Origin of the sequence: Erythrobacter crassostreae, from assembly GCF_019204045.1 — a bacterium.
Taxonomy (GTDB): domain Bacteria; phylum Pseudomonadota; class Alphaproteobacteria; order Sphingomonadales; family Sphingomonadaceae; genus Erythrobacter; species Erythrobacter crassostreae.
This window is the reverse complement of sequence record NZ_JAGSPC010000001.1, coordinates 1451545-1467676: the sequence shown is the minus strand read 5'-3', so window position 1 is coordinate 1467676 and position 16132 is coordinate 1451545. Positions and strand designations below refer to the sequence as shown.

Sequence of the window (16132 nt, the reverse complement as noted above, 5' to 3'; positions counted from 1 at the left end):
CAACGTGCACGCCGCGCTACCGCTGCCTGCATGAGTGATCATCTAAATGGCCTAGTATCGACAGAGTGGTTGGCCAACAATCTGGACGCTGCGGACCTCGTCATCCTTGATGCGTCCCGCCATCTGCCTGCTGCAAATCGCGATCCGCGTGCCGATTTTGAGGCGGCACACATTCCAGGCGCGCGCTTTCTGGATTTGGCCACTCTGACGGATACCAGTTCTGACGTTCCGCAGGCATTGCCAAGCCCTGCCCAGCTTGCAGAAAGGCTTGCCAGCCTTGGCGTGCAATCAGGGCACAAGATCGTGCTTTATGATGATAGCGCGGTTAGAACATCGGCGCGGGCGTGGTTCACACTAATCGCGCACGGTATTGATGATGTTGCCATCCTTGACGGTGGATTTGCTAAATGGCGCAGCGAGGGCCGCAAAACCGAAGCAGGAGAAGCAACATACGAAACATGTGAAACTGCTACACTCCCAGCCGCAAACGGAGTGCGTTTTAAGGCCGACATGCTGGCCAATGTTCAGAATGGGGATGAGCAAGTGCTCGATGCACGCGGCGCTGACCGCGTCTTTGGCGACGGCCCCGATCCAGTTCATGGCGGCGAGAATGGCCGGATACCCGGGTCTTGCAATCTGCCTTTCAATCAAGTGTTCGCTGAAGACGGAACTTACAAATCGCCCGGTGCGCTCAAGACCGCATTCGAACAATCCGGCATCGATCTCTCGCGCCCGCTGGTAACGTCATGCGGCAGCGGTGTTACAGCGAGTATACTCCTGTTCGCGCTTCATTTGATCGGAAAGTATGACATCGCGTTGTATGACGGCAGCTGGGCCGAATGGTCCGCCGATCCCGACACACCAAAACAACAAGGCCCGCAATGAGCGGGAAAGACCCCAAAGATATGCGCCCGGCAACGCGTGTTGCCAATGCGGGTCGGCGTAAAGAGTGGACCGGACCCGTTGTGAATACACCTGTCTGGCGTGCTTCTACGCATCTTTATGAGGCGGAGGCAGCGCGCAAAGCAGCAGGCAAGAGCAACGCCGATGGCGGGTTCTTCTATGGCAGGCGCGGTGCGCCAACACAGTGGTCGCTGGCCGAGGCACTGACCCAGATTGAGCCTGGCGCGCACGGAACCGTGCTTTACCCTAGCGGAGTGGCGGCGATTGCGGGCGCATTGATGGCCGTGCTGCGTCCCGGTGATCGATTGCTGATGACCGACAATGCTTACGATCCGTCGCGCAGCATGGCGACCGGCCTGCTGAAACGGTTCGGCATAACCTACGAATTCTTCGATCCGCTTGACCTAGATGCCTACGCAAAGCTGTTCGACGAACCAGTGAAGGCTGTGTGGCTGGAAAGCCCCGGCAGTCTCACAATGGAGGTCTGCGATGTCCCCGCACTCACGGCCATCGCGCGCGAGAACGGCGCGGTCAGCCTGATCGACAACACTTGGGCCAGCTCGCTTGGTTTTGCCGCTCTCGAACATGGCTGTGACATTGTGATGATGAGCCTTTCCAAGCATGTCGGCGGTCATTCCGACCTGATGATGGGCAGTGCCAGCGCCGGTGAGCGTTGGTATCGCGCACTGCGTCGAACCTCGCAGGAACTGGGTCAGGTGGTCTCACCTGATGACGCGGCTCTTGCTGGGCGCGGCCTGCGAACGATGGCGATCAGGCTTGAGAAATCGACTGCAAGCGCGGCGCGCATCGCCGAGTGGCTCAGCAAGCACCCACAGATCGCCCAGGTGATGTGCCCAATGCTGCCGGATGATTCCGCCCATGCGCTTTGGAAACGGGACTTTACCGGCGGATGCGGTCTGTTCAGCTTTGTTTTGAGCAGTGATGATGCGGAAGCGAGCGGCAAAGTGGCCGATGCACTCCAACTCTTCGGTATCGGTTACAGCTGGGGCGGATTTGAAAGCTTGGCGCTGCCAATTTTCCCGCATGATCACCGCGCCGCGATGGTATCGCCCACGAAGCCTGCTGGCGAAGCTGGCGCAAGGCCGGCCATTCGCCTATCAATCGGGCTTGAAGACACAGACGACCTGATCGCTGATCTGGCGCAGGCGCTTGAGAAATTGGATAATCAATGACGACTGCCGCCTCGCTACCTGCCGACGTGACCGAAACAACCGATCCCGCTGCCCAAGGCGATGCGGGCACGGATGAAAGCACGACTCAAGAAGCTCCGGCAACTCCTGAGCCGGAACCTACACCAGAAGAACCGGTCGAAGCGATCGAGGCATCTCAGGAGATTGTCGAGGGCGTTGGTGAGAAGAATGAAACCGCAGGCGCAGTTCTTCAATCCTTTCAGGATTTCGCTTTCGAGCTTGGCAATATGCGGATTTCACTGCTCGATGTGCTGCTCGTTATCGGCGTTATCCTGTTTGTCATAACTCTCGCGTGGATCGCGACACGGCTTAGTCGCGGCCTTATCCGCAAAATCACGAAGTTCGACAGCACTCAAAAACTGCTTGCTGAAAAACTGAGCACTGTGGCGATCTGGGCCCTCGCATTCCTCATCGGCATCGACATGCTAGGCATCGACCTGACCGCCCTCGCCTTCTTTGGTGGCGCGTTCGGTCTGGCCATCGGTTTCGGTTTGCAGAAGACTTTCGGTAACCTAATCTCAGGCATACTGCTGCTGCTCGACAAATCGATTAAGCCGGGAGACGTTATCTCGGTGTCGGACCAAGCGGGCAACGAGGCTATCGGACAAATCCGCAAGATCGGCATTCGCGCAATCTCGGTAATCACCCGCGACCAGACTGAGCATCTGATCCCGAATGAAAATCTGATGATCAACCAAGTGGTCAACTGGTCCTATTCCTCACGCGACGTCCGGGTGAGAGCGCCCGTTGGCGTATCCTACGGCAGCGATTTGAAGCTGGTATCAGAGCTTCTCTATCAAGCGGTCGAGGAAACAAGCCGTATCTTGGAGCGGCCAAAGCCGCGCGTGAACATCATGGGCTTTGGCGACAGTTCAGTGGATTTTGAAGTCCGTTTCTGGATTCAAGATCCCGAAGAAGGCCTCGCGAACATCCGGTCGGACGTTTACTTGCGGATCTGGGAGCTGTTCCAGAAAAACGATATCGAGATTCCGTTCCCGCAGCGCGATCTCAATCTGCGCGCAGGCAAGCAAATTGACCGTTTGATTGAAGCGATGTCAGCGCAGAACGGTGCGAAGAAATAGGCTACAATAGCTTTCCTTAGTAGGCGCAAACCCATTCTCACTGGCGGTTAGCCGCTGGGTCGATCATCTCGGCCTCATGGAAAACACCGGAACAATATTTCTCGTAGGCGCAGGACCGGGTGATCCCGACCTTTTGACCCTGCGCGCAGCACGCTTGATCGAGCATGCTGAAATCATCGTGCATGATGGTCTCGTAAGCCGCGAAATCCTCGCCATGGCGTCACCAGATGCGCGTTTAATCTCTGTCGCAAAGCAGCGGTCAAAGCACACACTGCCGCAGGACGAGATCAACGCTCTTCTCGTTCGTGAGGCCCTTGCAGGCCGCGATGTAGTCCGTCTGAAAGGCGGCGATCCGTTGATCTTCGGGCGCGGCGGAGAAGAGGCAGAGGATGCCAAGGCCGCTGGCGTACAGGTTGAAATCGTACCGGGTATTTCCGCCGCCAATGGCGCCGCCGCCGCGACGCAGATTGCGCTCACCCACCGTGATGCATCCAGCATTGTCAGCTTTGTCGCTGGCCAATGTAAAGGTTTGTCGGACCAGAACTGGTCAGGCCTTGCCGGGGCAGGACGCACACTGGTGATCTATATGGGCGTCAAAACCGCGCCGCAGATTGCCGAAAAACTGATGGCAGACGGGCTTGCTCCGGACATGCCACTCGCCGTGATTGAAAACGCTGCGCGGTCCGACATGCGTATCGTGCGCGGTATGCTCGCGGGTCTTCCCGATCTTGTGACAGGCGAGAAAATCAAAAGCCCCGCGCTTATCGTAATCGGCGACGTGACAGCACGCGAGAATATTGCCCTCGCCCAAACCGCATTGGAGGCGGTGCAATGAAAATCCTTACAGGAAATGATCTTAAATCCGGTGCTGTCATCTGGTGGGATGGCGAGAACTGGTCAAGCCATGTTGATTGCGCCTTAGACGTTGGCGAGCAAGGCCCAGAAATCTTGGCCCGCGAGGAAGCTCTGCGGCGCGTCAACGTTCCTTACATTATCGAAGCAGAACGCACCGAAGACGGCGTGCGCCCTGCCCATATCAAAGACCGCGTGCGCGCAGTTGGACCGACAGTACGACCAGACCTGACGCTAGATCCGCAAAACACCGACGCTCTCGATTGGGTAATCTGACATGTACAAATACGATTCATATGACCAGGCGATGGTTGATGCCCGCGTTGAGGAATTCCGCGATCAGGCCCGCCGCCGTCTCGAAGGCAAACTAACCGAAGACCAGTTCAAACCGCTGCGTTTGATGAACGGCCTTTATCTCCAACTCCACGCCTATATGCTGCGTGTCGCCATCCCCTACGGCACACTCAACAGCGAGCAGATGACGGCGCTGGCGAACATCGCGGATAAATATGACCGCGGATATGGCCACTTCACCACGCGCCAGAACCTACAATATAACTGGATCAAGCTCGAGGACGCGGCTGACATCCTCGCCGATCTGGCCAAGGTTGAAATGCACGCGATCCAGACGAGCGGAAACTGCATCCGCAATATCTCGTCCGATCATTTTGCTGGCGCAGCGCATGATGAACTCGTCGACCCACGCCCATACGCAGAGCTGCTGCGACAATGGTCGAGCTTCCATCCAGAGTTCACATATTTGCCACGCAAGTTCAAAATCTGCGTCATCGCGGCAAAAAAGGACCGTGCGGCAATGCGCCTTCACGATATCGGCATCCAGATTGTTGAGCAGGATGGTGAGATAGGCGCTGCGTTTTACGTGGGTGGCGGCATGGGCCGCACGCCGATGATCGCCCCGATGATCCGCGATTTTGTGCCGCTTGATCAACTGATCACTTATTCCGAGGCATGCCTGCGGGTCTACAACCGTTACGGACGGCGCGACAACAAGTACAAAGCGCGCATCAAAATCCTCGTCCACGAACTGGGCAGAGAGGAATATACGCGTCAAGTCGAAGAAGAATTCGCACACATGCTGGGTCAAGGCGTTGAGCCTCCCCGCGAAGAACTGGAACGGCTCAAGCCATTTTTCGCCGACCCTGTGTTTGAAGACGGTACCAAGACAGTCGACCGCGCTGATCCGGACTTTGCATTGTGGGTTGATCGGAATACGCACCGGCACAAGCATGATAGCTATGTCAGTGCGGTTATCTCGCTGAAACCGGTCGCCGGTATTCCAGGCGATGCGACTGGTGATCAGATGCGCGTCATGGCGAAACTGGCCAAGCAGTACAGCTTTGACGAACTGCGCATCATGCACACTCAAAACGTTGTTCTGCCTCACGTGAAAATCGCCGATCTTCACGCGCTTTGGACACAGCTCGATGCGGCTGATCTCGGCGCGCCCAATATGGACACAATCGAGGATATGATCGCGTGCCCTGGCCTGGATTACTGCGCGCTCGCCAATGCGCGCTCGATCCCCCTCGCACAGCGTATTTCCGAGAAGTTCGATACCTCTGGCAAGACCGAAAAACTGGGCGAGCTAAAACTCAAGATCTCAGGCTGCATCAATGCCTGCGGGCACCACCATGCCGGACATATCGGCATCCTTGGCGTCGATAAGAAAGGCAAAGAGAACTATCAACTCTCCCTCGGCGGCAGCGAAGCGGAGGACGTCTCGCTCGCCAAGATCACCGGCCCTGGTTTTGACGAGGACGGCGTGATCGAGGCGGTCGAGAAGGTGACCGATGTCTACCTTGATAAGCGGGAGGGCGAGGAACGTTTCCTCGATACCTATCGGCGCATTGGCATGGCTCCTTTCAAGGAGGCTCTTTATGACTGAGCGAGACCTCAGGACCGCCGAGAGCATGGACACCGTACTTCATTTCCACTTCCGCCATTCTAGCGGCTACGTTCCAAATGGAGGTCTGAATGACTGATCGTAACGATCTCGGAACCAGTCCTGATGAGGTGCAGTTCCGCTTCCGAGATGACGAAGTCGTCGATCATGGAACTGTCACAGTCGACGCTTGCTGCGACCAGACCAATGCAACCGCTGTCCGGATTGAACCGGGCGACGATGCGCGCTTGCTTTTGCCGTTTCTGGACCGGCTTGCGCTCGTCGAAGTGAACTTCCCAAGCTTTGGCGATGGGCGCGGCTATTCGGCGGCGCGCATCCTGCGTGAAGCCGGATATACGGGTGAATTGCGCGCAGTCGGCGATGTGCTGATCGATCAGCTTAGCCATATGCGGCGCTGCGGCTTTGATGCCTTCGCGCCGGATGCGCCTTTGGACGAAGCTGACGCGGAGCGCGCCTTCGCCACATGGGACAACGTGTACCAAAGCACCGTCGACGGGCGCCGCACAATTCAGGAATTGCGTCATGAATGAAGTACGCAAAATTGACCGGATCGACACCGGGCCACGCTTTACCGAGCATGATGCGGTTCGTCTCAATCGCATGTTTCGCGGTTCCTCAACACAGGAAATGCTCGAAGGTGTGATCAAAGGCAACCTTGCCGGTGATGTGACGACAGTCTCCAGTTTCGGCGCGGAAAGTGTCGTGCTGCTTCACCTGATCGCGCAGGTTGATCCCTCGGTGCCCGTGCTGTTCCTCGACACGGGCAAACACTTTGCCGCGACACTGAAATACCGCGACGAAGTGGTGGAGCGGCTTGACCTTACCAATCTAGTCGTGCTGACACCGGACGAGGCCGAACTGGCTGCAAAAGACGAAACAGGCCTTCGCTGGTCTTACGATCCGGACGGCTGCTGCGAAATCAGGAAAGTCATTCCTCTCGCAAAGGCGCTCGCCGATTACGATGCGAGTTTTACGGGACGCAAAGCATTCCAGTCATCGACCCGCGCAAACCTGCCTCGGTTCGAAATAGACTCCTCCGACGGGCAAGGTCGGCTCAAGATAAATCCGCTGATCGATTGGTCAGCAGAGGACATTTCAGCCTATCTCAAAGAACATGATTTGCCGCGCCATCCGCTGGTCGCCGAAGGGTTCCCATCGATCGGCTGTGAACCCTGCACCAACAAGGTTGCCGAGGGCGATGATCCGCGTTCGGGCCGTTGGAAAGGCTGGGACAAAGTCGAATGCGGCATCCACCAGCCGGGCGAGGAACCGTTCCTCTAAGTGCTTACAGCCAGCCCTCTTCTTTGTACCAGTCGGCTGTCATCGTGAGCCCGTCTTCGCCTGACCAGACGGCTTGCCAAACTGAGATTGGCGGCGCTTTCTTCATGTCGCAGACCCAATCGGGGTGCAGCATGTAGCCCACACGGTCTGGCGTCAGTTTCGCCTTTGGTCCGCGAAGAAAGCCATCAACCTTCGCGCCGAAATGCATAACAGCCGGCGGCAGGGGCAAGGCTTTTGCATGCTGATTGCCCATGGCCTCTCCGATCAGCTTCGCCAGCTCGGTATGCTCATAGCCAAATGCATTGTCGTCCCACGGCTCGTATGTCTGTCCGGTGGTCACCGGGTTCATTGGGACAAGCGCTATGAGCAAGCGGGCAAGGTCTTCGACATGGATAATCGAGGTCTTGCCTTCCGCTGGTACAGGGACGACGCCGAACTTTGCCGTACGGAACAGTTCGAACATGTCGACATCGCGCGGTCCGTAAACGGCGGGCGGGCGGACAATTGTCCAATCGAGACCACTCGCTTTGACGAGTTCCTCAGCGCGCGCTTTCGACCCGCCATAGGCAGAAAGACCGGGTTCGCGCGCCGACAGCGAGGAGACAAATACGAACCGCTTCACGCCCGCTGCTTTCGCTGCTGCGATCATATTGGCAGTTCCGGCAACATTGGCGGCTTCAAACCGTTCGGGGTTGGGAGTGCTAGTAAGGCCCGCGATATGGACTACCGCATCGGTACCTTCGACCAGCTTGGCCAAGGCAGCGGTGTCATCCAGAGTGCCGCGCACCCATTCTACCTGTTTCTGACGCGGCTGTTCGCCGCGCGTGAGTGCGCGCACCGAATTCGCCCGGTGCAAAGCCACTTCAAGGGTTGCACTGCCGACAAAGCCTGTCGCTCCGGTAATCGCAATACTCATGTTCTCACCATATGGTCGCGGTGCACCACGGCTGCGCGCGGCGCGTATCCGAGCTGCGTTTCTTGCTCATTTTCACGCAGCCCCAGAATGGCGCGGCATTCCTCTGCGCTGTATTCCACCAGTCCTTGGCCCAGCCGCTCGCCTTTGGGCCCATGCAAGCTGACCAGTGCGCCGCGCTGAAATTCGCCCTCGACATCGGTCAGACCTGCTGCAAGCAGGCTCGCGCCATCGCCAAGTGCGGCCACACATCCGGCATCCACAGTCAGCACACCTTCGGGTGCCAAGCGACCGCCCAGCCATGCCTTGCGGGCATTGTCCGCCCTAACCGGAAGGAACACTGTGCCTCGGTCTTCTGCGATTGCCTTTGAAATCGGTGACGCATGGGTTCCGTTGATGATCGCAAGCAATATCCCTGCCCGCTCTGCGATCCTTGCCGCCTGCAATTTGGCCTTCATTCCGCCAGAGCCCAATCCGGACGATGATCCCTCACCCGCCAGAGCGATCACTTCGGGGGTCACGCCCTCGATCCGCTTGATCAGGCTCGCGCCTTCCTCATCCGGACCGCGATCATAAAAGCCGTCAACATCTGACAGCAGTAAAACGGCATCCGCATTCGCAGCCTGCGCAACGCGGGCGGCCAGTCGGTCATTGTCGCCGAACCGGATTTCTGCGGTCGCAACGCTGTCGTTCTCATTGACCACTGGCACCGCGCCTGCTTCCAACAAGCGTTCCAGCGTGGCCGCCGCATTGAGATACCGGCGGCGGTCTTCCAAATCATCCAGCGTGACCAGCATTTGAGCGGCCTGAATACTGTGCTTACCCAAGACATCTGCCCATAGCTGCGCGAGCGCGACTTGACCGACAGACGCAGCCGCCTGTGCGTCGGCGAGGCTCGCCCTTCCTCCTTTGGGAAGGTTTAGCCGAGCAGCGCCAAGCGCAATCGCGCCGGAGCTTACGACGATAACATCAGCCCCGCCGGCCTTCATTTTTGCAATGTCATCGGCAAGCGAAGCGAGATGCGTGTGGTTGGCCTCGCCATCACGGACCAGCAGCGCGCTGCCGATTTTTACTACAACGCGTTTGGCGGAACCGATTTCGCTGATCGCATTCAAGACCATCGGATCAGATTGGCGACCATTCGCTATTGGCTTCGTCTTCATCTTCGACTTCGACGGTCTTTGTTTCAGTCGATGTACGGTCAGGCAGGTAACCCAAAACTGCATCCAGCAACTCTTCGATCCCTTGACCTGTGGCGCCAGAGACTGAGAAGACCTTGTCTGCCCCCGCAGCGATCAATTCATCGGCAAAGGCATCACCAAGCTCTTTATCGGCGAGATCCATCTTGTTGAGCACAACCAGTTGAGGCTTGTCCTCAAGGCCTGCGCCGTAGGCAGCAAGCTCATCACGAACGATGGTCATTGCTTCCGCCGGATCATCACCCGCAATATCGATCAAGTGAATCAAAACGCGGCAGCGTTCAATATGGCCTAGGAACCGGTCACCGATCCCCGCTCCTTCAGCAGCGCCCTCAATCAGACCCGGAATATCCGCGATCACAAATTCGCGGGCCTTATGTGAGACCACGCCCAGTTTCGGGACCAGCGTGGTGAAGGCATAATGGCCAACTTTCGCCCGAGCGTTCGACACGGCGTTGATAAAGGTTGATTTACCGGCATTGGGCAGGCCCAGCAGGCCAACATCGGCCAGCAATTTCAGCCGCAGCCAGACCCACATCTCCTCGCTTGGAATGCCGGGCTGATGCTGACGGGGAGCGCGGTTGGTTGAGCTTTTGTAAGACGCATTGCCGCGGCCACCCATTCCCCCTTCGAGAAAGACGACACGCTGTCCAACCTCAGTAAAGTCGGCCAGCACCTCTTCTTTGTCTTCCGACAGAACCTGTGTGCCAACCGGAACCTTAATCACGAGATCCGGTGCCGCTGCGCCCGTGCGGTCTTTACCCTTACCGTGATCGCCGCGCTTGGCTTTAAAATGCTGTGAATAGCGGAAATCGATCAGGGTGTTGAGGCCAGGGACCGCTTCAAAGACAATATCGCCGCCCTTGCCGCCATTGCCGCCATCAGGACCGCCAAATTCGACGTACATCTCGCGCCGGAAACTGACCGCTCCTGGCCCTCCGGCACCTGATTTGAGATAGATTTTGGCTTGATCGAGGAAATGCATGGAATGCACCTATGCATTTCCTCGACGAATTGCGAGAAGATTAGAAGGTTGCGCGAATTCCAGCGATCGCGGTCCGACCCGGTGAGACGAAGCTGAAGACCTGCTCATATGTCTCATCGAACAGGTTTTCGACACGGCCGAACAGGCTGACACCATCGGTCAAACGGAACTCACCAGCCAAATTGACGAGAGTGAAGTCATCAAGCGTTTCGCGCACCGGAATAAAGCTCGGATCGGTAAAAGCGAGATCCTCTGTTTCGCCGTTATGCCGGACGACAAGCGTTGCCGAAGCCCCCTCATCGGATGCAGTCCAGTTCAACGCTGCACTCGCGATATGGTCAGGCCTGCGAACTTCTTCGACGCCGTCCTCTTCTGCATCGAGATAGCTGTATGCCGCGTCGAAAGAGAAGCCGCCGCCTAGGTCAGCATTTGCGGAGATTTCGACCCCGCGCCGACTGCTTACCGATTGCCGATTGGCGGGCGTGGCGATGAAAGTCGGCGCCGGGAAAATCGTGAAAATCTCATTTTCCAATTCGCTATCGAAATAGGTCAACGAGATATTCGCTTTCCCGTCTGCAAAAGTCTGATCCACACCCACTTCCCAGCCGGTCGATTTTTCCGGCTGCAGGTTCTCATTACCGATGAACTGGCCATCAAAGAACCCGAACAATTCGAAAAAACCCGGGTTCTTGATACCTGATCCGGCGCTCGCTCTAACGCGGGTGCTGTCAGTCAAATCGTATGCTGCCCCGAAACGAAACGTGGTTTCGTCAGCGAAGCGGTCATTGATGTCATGGCGGATCGCAGCGGATAGATTGATGCTTCGCGCGGCAAAGCGATACTCACCGACCAGACCGACATTCTCGATCTCGCGTGTGCCGGAAAAGGCGATGCCAAACGGATCATTATTGCGGAACTGCTCCCGCTCCCAATCGACGGCGAAGGTCAAGAAATGGCTATCATTACCATTGTCGATTTGTGCTGCGCTGACATAGGATGCTTTTAACCGGTCGCCTTCGCTTCCGCTGCTGCGGCCGAACGCTCCGAATGTATCGCGATTGATGTCGGCAAGCTGCGCCGAAATGTCATGCGTCCACGCTTCGTCAAAAGTTGCGAGGTTCAACCCTGCAAGTGCATAGATCGCTTCGTTTTCAAACCGCGTTTCCGGCGCATCGATAATAAGGCCGAATGTCGGGCTGGTCGTATCGAAATCCGAATTGTTGAAATCACCCTCAGTACGAATAAAACGCGCGGCTACGCGGGCTTGCAGAGCCTCCCCTAACCTTACCGATCCTTTCCCGGACACAGTGTAGCTGTCGCGGGCAAGATCGCGCGTCCCCCCACGAGCGTTCGGCTCACCATCTGTGCTTACCACGGTGGCGTTAATCGCCAGATCGGCATCATAGTCACCAATCCCGAACTGTGCAGAGCCGTTGATCGTATTGTTCGTACCTGCTTCAACGCGTGCACCAAAGCCATTCACTTGCGCACCGCGTGCGCTTTCATAGGCCACGATGCCGCCGATAGCGTCTGCTCCATAAAGCGCAGATTGCGGGCCGCGCAGCACCTCCACTTTGCTGCCGATTTCGGCCTGCAATGTGCCAATGTCGAACTCACCGGCAAATGGATCGGAAACCTCGATCCCATCCACCAGCACCAGCACATGGTTCGCCTCTGAGCCGCGCAGGCGGATTTGTGTCTGGCCAGCGACGCTGCTGACCGCGACGCCCGGTACATCGCGCAGCGCATCGGCAATGTCGCGCGTCTGCCTGTTGTTTATATCCCGGCGTTCAATGATTGTGGCTGAACCGGTGTAGTCTTCGATGTAACCTGAGCTTTCATCGCGATTTGCACTGACTAGAATGCCTTCGATCCGAATGTTCGTTTGCAATGTAATAATTCGATCATCTTCGGCGTCGTCGTAGTCAGCCTGAACGTCCTGAGCCAATACAGGCGCAGCGAGGCCAAACGCTGCAATCGCAGCGCCGCAATATAGTGTATTCTTCATTCTCGGATCCCTTCCGAACGAGCAACATCTCAGCCGCCCGGAAACAATCCGAACGGCCAGCTATCGTCGCTCGAAACGAAAGTCTTTTTCGCGCCTCACCAATCCCTGAGAGGGGCAACAAGCGACACGCTCCGGTCGGTCTCCTGGCTCACGGATCAGCGCGGGTGTTTCTACCTTCCCAAGGTTTCCCTCAGTGGCTGCGATCTCACTAAAGACCGCGCGAAACAATCGCTCACCGCTTACAGTTGCAGGGACAGCTGCGGATTCTAACCGCATTCCCGTTACCGAAGTGATTGGGCGGGATTAGCCGCGTATATGCCTTATCGCAAGCCGCGCGGCGCAGGCGCAGGTGTTTCCTCACCTTCGGTCGGGATTGGTTCAACCACTGGCTGAGAGATAAATCCGTCCTGTACGGGTACGACTGGCACTTCAGCCCCCGTGGTTTCGTCAACGACGGTGCCAGCGGTCTGCGTTGAAGCCGTCGTCGTTGCCGCAGGATTTTCACCGACAGTTGGAATCACCACACCTCGTGCTTTGGCGTCTTGGACAGCAACCCAGCCGGGCTGTGATGCTCCATAAGTTGCGCCATATTTCGCGTCCCAACGCGCGGATTCTCTACGATACTGATCGTATTCGTCGAAGAAGGTCAGGAACGGCTGCTGGAGCAAAGTGAAATTCTGCATGGCAAAGGCAACGCCGTCAGTTGGCGGCGCAGCCAATGCGCGGTTCGAGATATCTAGGGCAGCAGCGCAAAAATCGCTGCGCGCAGGAGGAAGCGCAAAGAAATTGTAGACGCTGGTCATCTTGCCTTCGCGCTCGATAATACCCGCACGGCGCGCACCCATTTCATTGCGGTATTTACGGTCGATCCGGTCATTCACGCGCTTTAAATCGCGCGCATGATCTTTGATGTAAGCGCTGTATGCATCAAGCACCGGCTGATGTCGCGCTGAGGTGCAATTAAGCGCTGCCACGTTCCACGCAGAACGGAAGTGCCACACCTTTTCATCATCGGTAATCCCGCGATTGACCGTCTGACGGCGACCCAAAATGTCCTTACTCGGAATACGCATCACATAAGACGCACCGCCGGGCGGCAATGGCCGTAGAGGAATGATCTCGGCCGCAGGCGGCGGAGGTGGCGGAGGAGGAGGTGGCGGAGGCGGAGGCGGCGTTGCACAGGCGCCCAGCATGCTAACTGCGGCAGCCACTGCGGCGATTTTCAGACCGATCGGGTTGGCAGTGCCGGAATCCGCTTTGCTCATCTCAACTCTCTCTCATTAGCGCTAAGGCATGATGCCAGAAGTCGCCTTGCTCACGTATGAAGCACGCAGCGATAGTCGTCTGATGTAACAAAGCAAATGCCCGAAGCCTAATGAAAGGCTCCGGGCATCGCAGATTTCACCAGTTTGGTCGGAAATTCATGAGCCCGACCGCTCTGTCAGCGCGATTATTCGCGGCTTCCAAGGAACTGCAGCAGGAACATGAACATGTTCACGAAATCGAGATAGAGGCTGGTAGCGCCCATGATCACGGCTTTGCCCGCAAATTCAGTGCCACGAACATACTGATATTCGTTTTTCAGACGCTGCGTGTCGTACGCGGTCAGACCCGCAAATACTAACACACCAATGCCGCTGATGACGAATGCCATCGTTTCGGACCCGAGGAAGATGTTGATCACGCTGGCGATGATAAGACCGATCACACCCATGAACAGGAAGCTGCCCCAGCCGGAAATGTCTTTCTTCGTGGTGTAGCCCCACAACGAAAGGCCAGCGAATGCACCTGCTGTAGCGAAGAACGTAACGGCGATCGATTCACCCGTGTAAACTAGGAAGATCGTCGAAAGCGAAAGGCCCATGACGGTCGCAAACGCCCAGAAAACGATCTGCAGCGTGGTTTGGCTCATCTTGTGAAGGCCAAAGCTCATCGCAAGGATGAATGCGAGCGGAGCAAGCTTAACTGCCCAGAAAAGCAATCCGCCATTCAGTGCGAGCGATGCAGCTGGCGATTCCATGCCGCCCCATGAAAACAGGATCGCGACGATACCTGTCCAAAGAACGCCAGAGGACATGTAGTTATAGATAGAGAGCATATGCTTGCGCAGGCCCTCATCATAGGTGACGCCAGCGATGTCGCCGCCAGCGCGTGGCACCGAGCCAAAGCCGGTGCGCTGAGTGTCATTCCAATCAGACATAATGGATCCCTTGTCTCCAAATAGGGCGCGACAATACACGCCTGTCCCGACCAATATCGGTGTTTTGCAGCTCAATTTCAAGCGAAACCCGCATCAAGATATTGACAGGGATTAACCGTTATCGGCTGACAATTCGGCGCCGCGCTCTGCAGTCGCCCGCAAAGTCTCGACCAGCAGCTCTTGAAGCGCGTTTTCCGCATCAAGCACATTCAAGCCCTCGCGTGTCATACCGCCCGGGCTAGCAACACGATTGGCGAGGTCACCGGGGGACAAAGTTTCACCTGCGGCAAGAGCAGATGCGCCGTCGACCATGGCGAGTGCCAACGCCTCAGCCTGCGCGGGTTCCAACCCTAGATCGGCACCCGCACCCGCAAGCGCATCGATAAATCTATAAACGAAGCCGGGACCTGAGCCTGCCAGAGCCGTCACCAGATCAAACTTGCCTTCCTCCTCTAACCAGACGGCAGTGCCAAGCGCATCAAAAAACGTAAACGTGCTCTCTCGTTTGTCCGCATTCAATCCGTTTTCAAGCAGGATAATCGGTGACCTATTAATGCGGCAGGCGAGGTTCGGCATCACGCGAATATGCGCAGCGGCATTGGGGAAAGCACTTTTCAATTGTGCGATCGTCAACCCCGCCAGCAGAGAATAAACCGCGACACCCTCACCAGTCAGAGCCTGAATTTGAGGGGCGACATCGTTCAGTTGATTGGGTTTGAACCCGAGCATCACGGCGTTGTGCGATCCCGCGGCAACAGCTTCGTCAAGATCGCGGTACACGGTGACCCCGGCCGGTGCAGTTTTTGGCGACCGGTTCAGCACCGCAAAGCGCTCCGCCGGCTCTCCGGCAGTCAGCCAGCCGGCCAGCATCGCGCCGCTCATATTGCCGTAACCAATGATCAGGATTTTTGGGGCGTCAGGCATCGCAACTATCTCTATGTTTGAGCTCTTGGAACGCCCAAATGGCTACGCTTCCCCTGCCGCGTCAACCATTGCCGCTTCCAATGCCGCACGCGGCGCTTTGTCACCCCACAAGACGAACTGGAATGCAGGATAAAAACGATCGCATTCATCAATCGCATTTTCGACCAACGATTGCGCCTGCGTCAGGCTCAACATGCCGTCATCGCCCAACAACGCGCCATGCCGGTACAGCAGCACATCGCCGTTGGACCATATATCAAAATGTCCCAGCCACATCTGTTCATTGATCAGGCTTAGCAATTCGTAGGCGCGTTCTTTCTTGTCATCTTGAACGCGAATTTCGGGCAAACAAAGGAATTGAAGCACGTTGTCCTGAGCGCGCCAGATTGCCTTTAATTGATACTTCGCCCAGCTGCCCTGAACCTCACCGCTCATTTCGTCATCGGAGGCGACGTCAAAGGACCAACCGCGCGCTTCAAACAGCGCGGCGAGCATGTCTACCGGAGCGGCATCATCTTGCGCAGCGAAGTCGTGCTCGCTCGTTCTCATCGGTGGGGTACCATTTGTAACATCGATCAAAGAGATGCCTGCACACCCCATTGTTTGGCAATCCGCATATGGCGGGCGGCTGGGGAGAACCGATTTCGGCT

Annotated in this window: 16 protein-coding genes, 1 tRNA gene and 1 riboswitch; of the genes, 8 read left to right on the top strand and 9 right to left on the bottom strand. The window is 56.9% G+C overall.

What is annotated here, in order from left to right:
- The first annotated feature begins 30 nt into the window (after positions 1–30).
- Together KCG46_RS07140 and metC are read left to right on the top strand one after the other, a co-directional pair.
- A complete protein-coding gene (locus KCG46_RS07140) occupies positions 31–885 on the top strand; it encodes a sulfurtransferase (RefSeq protein WP_218404580.1) in 855 nt (284 codons plus the stop codon).
- Positions 882–2096, top strand: a complete 1215-nt coding sequence (gene metC / locus KCG46_RS07135) for a cystathionine beta-lyase (protein ID WP_218404579.1) — start codon at positions 882–884, stop codon at positions 2094–2096. Before KCG46_RS07140 ends, metC begins: the two co-directional genes overlap by 4 nt.
- A 594-nt stretch (positions 2097–2690) precedes the next feature.
- Here the strand turns inward: metC and KCG46_RS07130 are convergent.
- Positions 2691–2827: transfer RNA gene (locus KCG46_RS07130), tRNA-Glu, on the bottom strand.
- Between KCG46_RS07130 and KCG46_RS07125 the strand changes: the two genes are divergently transcribed.
- The 6 genes from KCG46_RS07125 to KCG46_RS07100 all read left to right on the top strand — a co-directional run bounded on the left by KCG46_RS07125 (position 2801) and on the right by KCG46_RS07100 (position 7253).
- Entirely contained in the window at positions 2801–3196 is a 396-nt protein-coding gene (locus KCG46_RS07125) for a mechanosensitive ion channel family protein (RefSeq protein ID WP_218404578.1), read from the top strand. The two genes, KCG46_RS07130 and KCG46_RS07125, sit on opposite strands and share 27 nt — an antisense overlap.
- 76 nt (positions 3197–3272) lie before the next feature.
- Positions 3273–4031, top strand: coding sequence for a uroporphyrinogen-III C-methyltransferase (gene cobA, locus KCG46_RS07120; protein WP_218404577.1), 759 nt, complete (start codon positions 3273–3275; stop codon positions 4029–4031).
- A complete protein-coding gene (locus tag KCG46_RS07115) occupies positions 4028–4324 on the top strand; it encodes a DUF2849 domain-containing protein (RefSeq protein ID WP_218404576.1) in 297 nt (98 codons plus the stop codon). Before cobA ends, KCG46_RS07115 begins: the two co-directional genes overlap by 4 nt.
- A 1-nt stretch (position 4325) precedes the next feature.
- Positions 4326–5954 carry a nitrite/sulfite reductase gene (locus KCG46_RS07110; RefSeq protein WP_218404575.1) on the top strand — a complete coding sequence of 543 codons (1629 nt, stop codon included), beginning with the start codon at positions 4326–4328 and terminating at the stop codon, positions 5952–5954.
- Positions 5955–6043: 89 nt separating this feature from the next.
- Complete coding sequence (locus tag KCG46_RS07105; RefSeq protein WP_218404574.1) at positions 6044–6502, top strand: DUF934 domain-containing protein; 459 nt, start codon at positions 6044–6046, stop codon at positions 6500–6502.
- Entirely contained in the window at positions 6495–7253 is a 759-nt protein-coding gene (locus KCG46_RS07100; protein WP_218404573.1) for a phosphoadenylyl-sulfate reductase, read from the top strand. The genes KCG46_RS07105 and KCG46_RS07100 overlap by 8 nt, the downstream gene beginning before the upstream one ends.
- 4 nt (positions 7254–7257) lie before the next feature.
- On the opposite strand, the gene KCG46_RS07095 is transcribed toward KCG46_RS07100, so the two are convergent.
- The 8 genes from KCG46_RS07095 to KCG46_RS07060 form a co-directional block, all read right to left on the bottom strand.
- Positions 7258–8169 (bottom strand): NAD-dependent epimerase/dehydratase family protein, encoded by a 912-nt coding sequence (locus tag KCG46_RS07095; RefSeq protein WP_218404572.1) that lies wholly within the window; start codon positions 8167–8169, stop codon positions 7258–7260.
- Positions 8166–9287 (bottom strand): glutamate 5-kinase, encoded by a 1122-nt coding sequence (proB, locus tag KCG46_RS07090; RefSeq protein WP_218405357.1) that lies wholly within the window; start codon positions 9285–9287, stop codon positions 8166–8168. The genes KCG46_RS07095 and proB overlap by 4 nt, the downstream gene beginning before the upstream one ends.
- Positions 9288–9291: 4 nt before the next feature.
- A complete protein-coding gene (gene obgE / locus KCG46_RS07085) occupies positions 9292–10350 on the bottom strand; it encodes a GTPase ObgE (RefSeq protein WP_218404571.1) in 1059 nt (352 codons plus the stop codon).
- Positions 10351–10390: 40 nt separating this feature from the next.
- Complete coding sequence (locus KCG46_RS07080; protein ID WP_218404570.1) at positions 10391–12358, bottom strand: TonB-dependent receptor plug domain-containing protein; 1968 nt, start codon at positions 12356–12358, stop codon at positions 10391–10393.
- A gap of 116 nt (positions 12359–12474) precedes the next feature.
- A riboswitch (cobalamin riboswitch) is annotated at positions 12475–12662 on the bottom strand.
- Between the two features lie 16 nt (positions 12663–12678).
- Positions 12679–13623: a hypothetical protein gene (locus tag KCG46_RS07075; protein ID WP_255551812.1), complete on the bottom strand. Its 945-nt coding sequence runs from the start codon at positions 13621–13623 to the stop codon at positions 12679–12681.
- A gap of 185 nt (positions 13624–13808) precedes the next feature.
- Positions 13809–14558 carry a Bax inhibitor-1/YccA family protein gene (locus KCG46_RS07070; RefSeq protein ID WP_218404569.1) on the bottom strand — a complete coding sequence of 250 codons (750 nt, stop codon included), beginning with the start codon at positions 14556–14558 and terminating at the stop codon, positions 13809–13811.
- 111 nt (positions 14559–14669) lie between these two features.
- Positions 14670–15482: a pyrroline-5-carboxylate reductase family protein gene (locus KCG46_RS07065; RefSeq protein ID WP_218404568.1), complete on the bottom strand. Its 813-nt coding sequence runs from the start codon at positions 15480–15482 to the stop codon at positions 14670–14672.
- Positions 15483–15524: 42 nt separating this feature from the next.
- The gene (locus KCG46_RS07060; protein WP_218404567.1) at positions 15525–16031 is read right to left on the bottom strand and encodes a type III secretion system chaperone family protein; all 507 of its coding nucleotides are present in this window, start codon (positions 16029–16031) and stop codon (positions 15525–15527) included.
- Positions 16032–16132: the final 101 nt, after the last annotated feature.

Excerpts from the sequence above, each read along its gene's own strand:
- KCG46_RS07140 (WP_218404580.1), top strand. The coding sequence starts at position 31 with ATGAGTGATCATCTAAATGGCCTAGTATCGACAGAGTGGTTGGCCAAC.
- metC (WP_218404579.1), top strand. The coding sequence starts at position 882 with ATGAGCGGGAAAGACCCCAAAGATATGCGCCCGGCAACGCGTGTTGCC.
- KCG46_RS07125 (WP_218404578.1), top strand. The coding sequence starts at position 2,801 with ATGATCAACCAAGTGGTCAACTGGTCCTATTCCTCACGCGACGTCCGG.
- cobA (WP_218404577.1), top strand. The coding sequence starts at position 3,273 with ATGGAAAACACCGGAACAATATTTCTCGTAGGCGCAGGACCGGGTGAT.
- KCG46_RS07115 (WP_218404576.1), top strand. The coding sequence starts at position 4,028 with ATGAAAATCCTTACAGGAAATGATCTTAAATCCGGTGCTGTCATCTGG.
- KCG46_RS07110 (WP_218404575.1), top strand. The coding sequence starts at position 4,326 with ATGTACAAATACGATTCATATGACCAGGCGATGGTTGATGCCCGCGTT.
- KCG46_RS07105 (WP_218404574.1), top strand. The coding sequence starts at position 6,044 with ATGACTGATCGTAACGATCTCGGAACCAGTCCTGATGAGGTGCAGTTC.
- KCG46_RS07100 (WP_218404573.1), top strand. The coding sequence starts at position 6,495 with ATGAATGAAGTACGCAAAATTGACCGGATCGACACCGGGCCACGCTTT.
- KCG46_RS07095 (WP_218404572.1), bottom strand. The coding sequence starts at position 8,169 with ATGAGTATTGCGATTACCGGAGCGACAGGCTTTGTCGGCAGTGCAACC.
- proB (WP_218405357.1), bottom strand. The coding sequence starts at position 9,287 with ATGGTCTTGAATGCGATCAGCGAAATCGGTTCCGCCAAACGCGTTGTA.
- obgE (WP_218404571.1), bottom strand. The coding sequence starts at position 10,350 with ATGCATTTCCTCGATCAAGCCAAAATCTATCTCAAATCAGGTGCCGGA.
- KCG46_RS07080 (WP_218404570.1), bottom strand. The coding sequence starts at position 12,358 with ATGAAGAATACACTATATTGCGGCGCTGCGATTGCAGCGTTTGGCCTC.
- KCG46_RS07075 (WP_255551812.1), bottom strand. The coding sequence starts at position 13,623 with ATGAGCAAAGCGGATTCCGGCACTGCCAACCCGATCGGTCTGAAAATC.
- KCG46_RS07070 (WP_218404569.1), bottom strand. The coding sequence starts at position 14,558 with ATGTCTGATTGGAATGACACTCAGCGCACCGGCTTTGGCTCGGTGCCA.
- KCG46_RS07065 (WP_218404568.1), bottom strand. The coding sequence starts at position 15,482 with ATGCCTGACGCCCCAAAAATCCTGATCATTGGTTACGGCAATATGAGC.
- KCG46_RS07060 (WP_218404567.1), bottom strand. The coding sequence starts at position 16,031 with ATGAGAACGAGCGAGCACGACTTCGCTGCGCAAGATGATGCCGCTCCG.